The organism is Arthrobacter sp. 05N429 (assembly GCF_056397045.1).
Window position 1 is genome coordinate 1 of the sequence record NZ_JBFTMQ010000022.1, and the last position, 8,387, is coordinate 8,387.

Consider the following 8,387-nt stretch of genomic DNA (forward strand, 5'->3'; position numbering starts at 1 on the left):
CCATGACGTTCCCATGACGTTCGTGGACGGGTACCTGCACCCGGGCGACAAGCCCGGCATCGGCGTCGAATTCAACGAGGAAGCGGCCGCGGCGTTCCCGTACCAGCAGGCCTACCTGCCCTACAACCGCCTCGTCGACGGCACCGTCCATGACTGGTGATCAGCCAGGACCGGTAACCGGCCACAGCCGGTAGTCCTGAAAGGACCGGGAACAAAAAAGGTCCCGGGCGGGAGTCGATGCTCCGCCGCCCGGGACCTGGCTTGTGGCGCCAAAGTCAGGCGCTGGGGGCAGGCGCTTGAGGCCCTGCCAGGATCAGTGAATGAGCTCCCGCGTCATGCCGAAGGGGACCTGGTCGGACAGCGCCGCAGTGTAGTGGCCGGCCTTGTGACGGGTGAGCAGGATGCCCTGCGTCCCGGTTGCCATGGCGATCTGCTGGAGACCACGGACGGCGTCGTCGAGCCGTTCGTCAAGGACCTGACGGCTGTCGACCTGGATCTCAATGCATTCGGTTACTGTGGTCATCGCTCTGTTCTTTCTTGGGTGTTACTCGTCGGCCCCAATAATTGAAGCGACAATAACGTCATATTTATAGGGCCGTCAAATCACCGCGCCGTGTCGGTTCGGCGTCTGTTCGGACCAGCAATTTGGTCGGGGCAGGCGGCACGCCGTTGACCTGCAGTTCCATCGCCACAGGCGTTGATGCGGTGAGTGTGGTCACGTCGGATCACTCAGCCACGGGCGAACGCTCCTCCCGGACGCAGCGGACGCCGCCGTTGACCTCGCGCAGGGCCTGCGGCCCTTTACGTCACAACCGTGAATCCAGCCGCCGGATAGCGAACTCCGTTGACCTGCAGCTGCAGTGCGTGGCCGCCGGGGTGGTGGACCCGTGTGGTCATCTGGCGGAAGGCATGGCGCTTCGAAAATGTCCTGGACTCGCCCGGCCCGAGGACGGGCGTGGCGAGCTTGAACACCTTTTCCGCGAGTGTCCCGTTGGCCTTGGCATAGTGGACCACGAAGTCGACGGCGAGCCGGGCCTCCGCGGGGCCGTTGTTCGTGATTTCAAACGCAAAGGCGAGTTCTCCGGGAAGCTCGACGGCGGTGCTGTCCAGCCGGGGCGGCGTCACGGCGATCGACGCCGGCGGGAACCCCAGCAGTTCCAATGCACCCGGATGGGCCTTCTTGAGCAGGGTCCGCAACCCGTGCCGGACCACCCAGGAAGTGTTCTCATCCGGGGCGGCCATCCAACCGGCTGCTGTGGCCACCACATCGTCGGGGGCGTGCCGGGCCAGGTCGTTCAGGTGGTTGGCCACCGAGCGCCGGACGTCGACGACCGGGTCCCGGTACAGCGCGTCGAGGATCGGCAGGGTGGCGGCCGGCCGGTCCGTGATCTCCGGGACGCGGATCGCCCACGGCAGGTACGCCCGGGTGCCCTCGCTCGCGAGCCGGCGGACGTGCCAGTCCGGGTGGGACGTCCAGGCCCGGATGACGGCCAGTGCCCGGTCCAGATCTGCGGCGAGGAGCCGCCGGATCGCGAATTCAGCAGTGAGCCTCGGCGTCAGCTCGGCGAGGAGCGCCAGGCAGTCCTCGAAGTCTTCCGGCCCGGTTGAGTCAAGGGCCAGGGTGGCCGCTGCCTCCGTCACGGGCCAGATCATCCAACCGGTGAAGTCCGGATCATCCAGCGCCCGGCGGAAAACGGCTGCCGTTCCGGCGTAGTCCCCGGGCAGGTCAGCGAGCATGGCGCGGCTCAGGAGGTCGGTGCGTTCCCGTAGGCTCAGCCCGTCCAGTTGTCCTGCCGAGCCGGCCAGTTGGGTGAAACGGCTGCCCGGTGAGGCAGCGGCCAGGATCCGCCCCATTGAGCCGACGACACCCGGGTTGATCAGTTCATTCATCACGCCCATGGCTTCAGGCTACCGGGGAGCGGGCCGCGGGGCTGACGGGGAGCCCAGCCCTGCGGCTCCGGAACCGGGATATTCTTCACGAAGGATATGTCCACATTCGGTGCAGAAGCGGAGAAGGCAATGGCAGAGGAAACTAACGGGAAATCGCCCGGCCGGTGGCGGGTCTTCCACGACAAGTTCGTCGTGGAAGAACGCTACATGAGCGAGCGCGACCGAACGAACCTGTACCGGACCGCCGTCGGCCTCATGATTCTGGGAACCGTGTTGTTCTTCGCGATCCTTGCCGGTGTCCTCCAGCACGACGGGCTCACGGCAGGCGACGAACCTGTCCGTTCCTGGCTCCTGACCCTGCGCTCCGAGCCACTCACTGCGGTCATGATCTTCCTCGCGATTGTCTTCGGACCCGTCGCCCTTCCGATCATCGTCCTCGTGGTGACGGTGGCCTGGGGCCTGCTGGCCAAGCATGCCTGGCGCCCAATGCTCCTGGCCGGCGCCATGCTCACCGGCGTGATCCTGGCCCAGATCATCGGGCGCACCATCGGGCGCCAGCGACCGCCCGTGGACCTCATGCTCTTCGGCGCGGACTTCACCTTCTCCTTCCCGTCCGGCCACGTGCTGGGCGCCTGCGACTTCCTGCTGGTCGGCACGTTCCTGGTCGTCTCCCGCCGGCGCAACCGCACGGCCACGGTCGCAGGCTTCGCACTGGCGGGCGTCGGGATCTTCTTCGCCGCGGTGAGCCGGCTTTACCTCGGCTACCACTGGCTGACCGACGCCTTTGCCTCGCTGGCCATCTCCTTCGTCATCCTGGGCGGGGTGATCGCCCTGGACACCTGGCGGACAGCGCGCATCCGCGGCGAGCAGATCACCGGAACACTCTCCAAGGCCGACACCAGCCAGGATTAGCTCCCGGCCGTTGCTCCTTGCCCCCGCCCTGCGCCGGTGCCAGAGTGGGGCATGGCCACCGAAGATGACGTCCGCCACGCCGCCCTGGCCCTCCCGGGAGTGGTGGAGCGGCCCAGCTGGGGCCAGCCCGCCTGGTTTACAGCCACGCTCATGGCCAGGATCTGGGAGACGGGCGTGCTCACGGTCAAAACCGAGGAACGCGAAGCCCTCGCCGGAACGGACCCGGACACGTATTTCTGGACGCCGCACCACGATCGTTCGCCGTTGCTCGTGCTGGTGCGGCTGGACCGGATCGATCGTGAGGAGCTGGGCGAACTTCTTGAGGAATCACACCGCATCGCCGGAGGCCGGAGACGCCAGGCGTAGTTCCTAGCCCCGGCGCGGGCGGACGCGGTTCAGCTCGCTCTGCAGCCGGGCATTGACTGCTTCCAGCTCCAGCACCTTTGCCACCCCGGCAAGATTCAGCCCCTCCTCCAGCAGTTCGCTGATCCGCTGCAGCACCACCAGATCCGCTTGGCTGTACTGCCGTGTCCCTCCGGCGGTGCGGCCCGGCGTCAGCAGGCCCTTCCGCTCGTAGAGCCTGATGTTCTGCTGCCCGGTTCCGACCATTGCGGCCACTACGGAGATCGCATAGACGCCCAGCTCCTCACCACGTTCCGTCACGGCGCTCCTTCGCAGTTATTCGATGTGCTGATTTTCCCTCTTGCATCAGTTTCGCACCGGTGCTATAAAAAATCTATATCCACCACGACAGATAATCCGTACGGGTGGAAACAGAAAAGAGCACAGAGATCTCGCATGAAGGAGTGGGAAATGATGTTGATGCGTACGGACCCGTTCCGTGAACTGGACCGGCTGACCCAGCAGGTCTTTGGAACTGCAGCACGGCCTGCGGCCATGCCCATGGACGCGTGGCAGGAGGACGACGAGTTCGTCGTCGCTTTCGATCTTCCCGGCGTCAACGTTGACTCCGTGGACGTCGATATCGAGCGCAATGTCCTGACCGTCCGGGCCGAGCGGCGCGATCCGACCCCGCCCAATGTTGAACTGATTGCCGCGGAGCGGCCGCGCGGGGTCTTCAGTCGCCAGCTCATTCTGGGCGACACCCTTGACACCGAGAAGGTCAGGGCGCAGTACGCCGACGGCGTTCTGACGCTCCGGATTCCGGTGCTGGAACGGGCGAAGCCGCGGAAGATTGAAATCACACACACGCAGGACAAGATGCAGGAGATCGGGACGTAGCTGGGCGGCGGACGCACCCCCAGCCAGCCCGTCGAAAAGGGCGGGGACCAGCTGCAGCCGGCCGCGGCCGGCAGCAGGGTCCCCGCCCGGTCCATACAGAGGCGGTGAATACAGAGGCGGTGAATACAGAGGCGGTGAATACAGAGGCGGTGAATCGCATGAACCGTGACCCCCGTGGCTACTACGCCGCATTGAGCGTGACGCCGGATGCGACGGCGGCCGAGATCCAGCGCGCCTTCCGGGCTCTGATGCGCCTCCGCCATCCCGACGTCGACGCGTCTTCCACCGCCCGACAGGGTTCCGGGAACGACGAAGGGGGCGATGCGCGGCGCATCCTGGAGTCATTCACGGTCCTGTGCGATCCCAGATCCAGGGCCGAGTATGACCCGGCGGCAGCCTCTGGCGGGCCCGGGCGCACTACCCCCGGCGGCCTGGAGATTCCGGTGCGTCACCACCGGCAGGAGAGGCCGGTTCTGCGGGTTACCCCGGTGCGGTGGGAGCGAGGTCCGCTGTGACCCGGCCTACCGGCACCCCCGTATCGCTCCCGAACCACAGCCAAGAAGCACAGGAAAAGGAGGGCGGCCATGAGCGCATGGCGCCGCTACGATTCGCATCTCATGCCTGTCTTCCACGAGCGCTTCGAAGCTCGGTGGGGCCAAGGCACAGCTCCGTTTCTGGACCCGGAAGCCCACGAAGCGCCGCTTCCGCGGGCGCAGTGGATCAATATCGACACCGGGGCCGCACTCGCGGTGGTTCCCATCTGGACGGTCGATGATAGCCAGCACCGCTCCTTCGGCGTCTTCTACCTGCCCCCGGCTGGTGATATCTGGGTGCTGCGTCCGGGATATACCAGTTACCTGGAACCAACGGCCGACGAGACTGCCCAGCTTCAGTCGCTGCGGAATGACGCGTTCAAGAAGGCGGTAGCGCACGCCAAGGAGTTCCTGTTCGGACCGGAAACCTCGTCCTACTGAGGCACCCCGGAAGCCCGTTTCACCGGCGCCCGGACCCGCCCGCGATCGCCGGTCGTGGCGCGGGGATCCGGCACGGCCTAAAATCAGTCCACTGCCGGAAATTACATAGGGGAATCCACTGATGAAAGCATCCGCCAAAGACTTGGCCGCCCTGCTGCCGCCGCGCTTCACGCTGGGCGTGGCGACCGCAGCCTTCCAGATCGAAGGCGCGCTGGATGAGGGCGGACGGGGCCCCGCGGGTTGGGACGTCTTCGCCGCCAAGCCCGGGGCGATCGTGGAGGACCACAGCCCTGCGGTAGCGTGCGACCACTACCACCGGATGCCCGAAGACGTGGCCCTGATGAAGGAGCTCGGGATCGATTCGTACCGGTTCTCGCTGTCCTGGTCCCGCATCCAGCCCGGCGGCAGCGGCCCGGTGAATCCCGCGGGCCTGGACTTCTACGACCGCTTGATCGACCTGTTGCTGGCCAACGGAATCGCGCCCATGGCCACGTTGTACCACTGGGACACGCCGCTGGAGCTGGATGAAGCCGGGGGCTGGATGAACCGGGACACGGCCTACCGGTTGGGGGAGTTCGCCTCGATCGCCGCCGCGGCGTACGGGGACCGGGTCAGCCGCTGGGTCACCGTCAACGAACCGGCCACGGTCAGCACCAACGGCTACATGCTGGGGATGCACGCGCCGGGCAAGGCGCTCATGCTGAAGGCCCTGCCCGGCGTCCACCACCAGCTCTTGGGCCACGGCTTGTCGCTGCAGGCGCTCCGGGCGGCCAACGTGCCGGGCGAGATCGGGATTACAAACGTCTATTCGCCGATGGTGCCCGCCTCGATCAACCCGCTGGACAAGCTCAGCGCCGGCCTGATGGACATGGCCCAGAACCGGCTCTACGCGGACCCCGTCCTGCTCGGCAAGTACCCGGACACCATCCGCGCCGCCACCTTCTTCTCCTCCTTCAGCCCGTCCAGCGAGGACATGGAGCTGATCTCGCAGCCGCTGGACTTCTACGGGCTCAACTACTACATGCCCACGCGGGTGGCCTCCGGTCCCGGCGAGGGTGCCGTGCCGAAGGGGATGGCAGAGGCCATGGGCGATGACCTGAGCGGCACCGCGCCCGGCGCCCCGTTCCACATTGCGTCGTTCCCGGACGCCGAGATCACCGCGTACGGCTGGCCCATCAAACCGGAGTACATGGCCGTAGCGCTCGCGGAAATGGCTGAGCGCTACCCGAACCTTCCGCCGGTCTACATCACCGAGGGCGGGGCGAGCTTCGAGGACCTCGAGATCCAGGATCCCGAAGGCGGGCTCATCATCCCGGACGAACGCCGCGTGCGATACCTCGCGGACCATATTGCCACCGCCATCGAAGCGACCTCACCCGGCGGCGCGGCGGAGTCGGTGGACCTGCGCGGGTACTACGTGTGGTCGCTGATGGACAACTTCGAATGGTCTGGCGGCTACAAGCAGCAGTTCGGGCTGCTGCACGTAGACCGCGAGACCCAGGAGCGCACCAAAAAGGCCTCGTTCCACTGGCTCCGGGAAGTCCTCGCGGCCCGGCACCGGAACTCGGTCCCGGTGCCTCCGGGCGCAGAAGCCGTCACTTCCGACGCCGGGCCGGCCGTGTCCGACGCCGCGCCTGTGGTGTCCGACGCCGCCCACCCTCAGCCGGCGGGCTAAAGGCGGCAGCAGCGGCCGGCCCCGCAGGCGTCTAGAGAATCCCGAGGCCCTGCAGGCTTTTCGCCATGCCTGCGCCGTCCGGGGAGTAGATCCATGGAACATCGGAACCCGCGTGGTCCCCGGTCTCCGAGTGGCCGCCGGCCAGGACGGCTTCGCTGGCGGAGAGCTGGCGGATGCCGATGGCGGCCACCCGGTCGCCGTGCTGCTGGGCAAAGTGTGAGTAGATCGATTCGTCGTGCTGCCCGTTGTCGCCGAAGAGCAACCAGCGCATGTTCGGGAACTCTTCGGCGAGCAGTTCCAGGTTGCGGCGCTTGTGCTCCTGGCCGCTGCGGAACCACCGGTCATGAGTGAGGCCCCAGTCGGTGAGCAGCAGTGCGCCGGAGGGGTACATGTTCCGCGTGATGAAGCGGGCCAGGGTGGGGGCGGCGTTCCACGGCCCGGTGGACAGGTAAATGACCGGGGCTTCCGGGTGCTCCACCTTGATCCGGTCCATCAGCACGGCCATCCCGGGGGTCGCCATCCTGGCGCGTTCGTTGAGCACGAAGGTGTTCCAGAGCGCGAGGAAGGGCCGGGGGAGCGCCGTGACCATGATCGTGTCATCGATGTCGGACACGATCCCGAGCTTGGTGTCGGGGGCAATGACAAAGATCTGCGCCGTGGCAGGCGGGGTGCCCTCGGCGCGCAGCACGGCGGTGTGCCAGCCCGGGGTGAGCTCCACCTGCACAACGGTGTCCACGAGTCCGCCACGGTCCGCCTGGACCCGCGCGGTGACCCCGCCAACCTCGATCTCCACCTCGGAGTATTGGACCGGTACGGACGTGAATGCCCGCCAGCCGCGGATGTTCTGGTTGCCGTTCTGGGCTGCCTGCTCGGCCCGGCTGCCGGGGTTGGGCTTGCTGGTCAGGACCACACGGCCAAGCACCCGGACCCACATGGTGGATCCGTAGCCCTGGTAGGCGACGGTAGTCGGGACGAAGTTCCAGCGGCGGGCCGACTTCAGGCGGATGCTGTTGACGGTATCCGAGACCCAGTGCGCCAGGCGGAAAGCCCGGTTGCCGGTAACGGGTTGCTGGCCGGGTGTTTGCTGTGACGCCAATTCCATGCCTCCACTCTCCCACAAGGGCCCGTCCAGCCACGGACTGTGTCCGAAATCACTGCGGTTCCGTAAGCGCCGCCGTTCAGGAGCCTCCCAGTAGCTCCCGCAGCATCCAGGCGTTGCGCACGGCGTTACCGCCGCCGTCGTTGTTGAAATAGACAAAGACCTCCTTGCCGACCGCCTGCCATTCGCGGATCCGGTCTGCCCACCAGCGCAGCTCGTCGTCCGAGTAGGATCCGGCGTACAGGAGCTCCCGGTCCGGGCCGTGCAGCCGGAGGTAGACGAACGGTGCGGTGGCGCGGAGGTTGCAGGGGAGCCCCGCGCCGCTCATGACGCAGTACGCGGCTCCGTGCCGTTCCAGCAAGGCGTAGACCTCGGGCGCGTCCCAGCTGGAGTGGCGGAACTCCACGCTGACCCGGATCCAGTCGGGCAGGGCCGCCAGGAAGTAGTCCAGCCGTGCGTCGTCCCGGGCAAGATCCGGCGGCAGCTGGACCAGCAGCACCGCCCTCTTGTCACCGAGTTCGTGCCAGCACCGGGCGATCCGTCCGATCCAGACCTCCGGGGCGTAGAGCTTCTTCCCGTGCGTCAGCCCGCGGGG

General features: G+C 66.8%; 11 protein-coding genes and 1 pseudogene. 7 read left to right on the forward strand and 5 right to left on the reverse strand.

Annotation, left to right across the window (positions count from 1 at the left end; translation table 11 throughout):
* Positions 1–160, forward strand: a pseudogene (locus AC1DF4_RS18960) (bifunctional D-altronate/D-mannonate dehydratase); the annotation flags it as partial.
* A gap of 153 nt (positions 161–313) precedes the next feature.
* Here the strand turns inward: AC1DF4_RS18960 and AC1DF4_RS18965 are convergent.
* Both AC1DF4_RS18965 and AC1DF4_RS18970 read right to left on the reverse strand, forming a co-directional pair.
* A complete protein-coding gene (locus tag AC1DF4_RS18965; protein WP_476914324.1) occupies positions 314–523 on the reverse strand; it encodes a hypothetical protein in 210 nt (69 codons plus the stop codon).
* Positions 524–801: 278 nt separating this feature from the next.
* Positions 802–1,899 carry a DNA alkylation repair protein gene (locus AC1DF4_RS18970; RefSeq protein ID WP_476914325.1) on the reverse strand — a complete coding sequence of 366 codons (1,098 nt, stop codon included), beginning with the start codon at positions 1,897–1,899 and terminating at the stop codon, positions 802–804.
* 120 nt (positions 1,900–2,019) lie between these two features.
* On the opposite strand from AC1DF4_RS18970, the gene AC1DF4_RS18975 reads away from it, so the two are divergent.
* Positions 2,020–2,802 carry a phosphatase PAP2 family protein gene (locus AC1DF4_RS18975; protein ID WP_476914326.1) on the forward strand — a complete coding sequence of 261 codons (783 nt, stop codon included), beginning with the start codon at positions 2,020–2,022 and terminating at the stop codon, positions 2,800–2,802.
* Between the two features lie 51 nt (positions 2,803–2,853).
* Positions 2,854–3,168, forward strand: a complete 315-nt coding sequence (locus AC1DF4_RS18980) for an MmcQ/YjbR family DNA-binding protein (protein WP_476914327.1) — start codon at positions 2,854–2,856, stop codon at positions 3,166–3,168.
* Positions 3,169–3,171: 3 nt separating this feature from the next.
* Here AC1DF4_RS18980 and AC1DF4_RS18985 read toward each other — a convergent pair whose 3' ends face one another.
* The gene (locus AC1DF4_RS18985) at positions 3,172–3,465 is read right to left on the reverse strand and encodes a MerR family transcriptional regulator (protein ID WP_476914328.1); all 294 of its coding nucleotides are present in this window, start codon (positions 3,463–3,465) and stop codon (positions 3,172–3,174) included.
* A gap of 153 nt (positions 3,466–3,618) precedes the next feature.
* On the opposite strand from AC1DF4_RS18985, the gene AC1DF4_RS18990 reads away from it, so the two are divergent.
* The 4 genes from AC1DF4_RS18990 (at position 3,619) to AC1DF4_RS19005 (ending at position 6,693) form a co-directional block, all read left to right on the forward strand.
* Entirely contained in the window at positions 3,619–4,044 is a 426-nt protein-coding gene (locus tag AC1DF4_RS18990; protein WP_476914333.1) for an Hsp20/alpha crystallin family protein, read from the forward strand.
* 158 nt (positions 4,045–4,202) lie between these two features.
* Complete coding sequence (locus AC1DF4_RS18995) at positions 4,203–4,559, forward strand: J domain-containing protein (RefSeq protein WP_476914334.1); 357 nt, start codon at positions 4,203–4,205, stop codon at positions 4,557–4,559.
* Between the two features lie 69 nt (positions 4,560–4,628).
* Positions 4,629–5,018, forward strand: a complete 390-nt coding sequence (locus tag AC1DF4_RS19000) for a hypothetical protein (protein ID WP_476914329.1) — start codon at positions 4,629–4,631, stop codon at positions 5,016–5,018.
* A gap of 121 nt (positions 5,019–5,139) precedes the next feature.
* Positions 5,140–6,693: a glycoside hydrolase family 1 protein gene (locus AC1DF4_RS19005; protein WP_476914330.1), complete on the forward strand. Its 1,554-nt coding sequence runs from the start codon at positions 5,140–5,142 to the stop codon at positions 6,691–6,693.
* Positions 6,694–6,724: 31 nt separating this feature from the next.
* Here the strand turns inward: AC1DF4_RS19005 and AC1DF4_RS19010 are convergent, their stop codons facing one another.
* Positions 6,725–7,795: an App1 family protein gene (locus AC1DF4_RS19010; RefSeq protein WP_476914331.1), complete on the reverse strand. Its 1,071-nt coding sequence runs from the start codon at positions 7,793–7,795 to the stop codon at positions 6,725–6,727.
* Positions 7,796–7,871: 76 nt separating this feature from the next.
* On the reverse strand, positions 7,872–8,387 hold a 516-nt coding region (locus tag AC1DF4_RS19015; protein ID WP_476914332.1), incomplete at its 5' end, for a DUF72 domain-containing protein.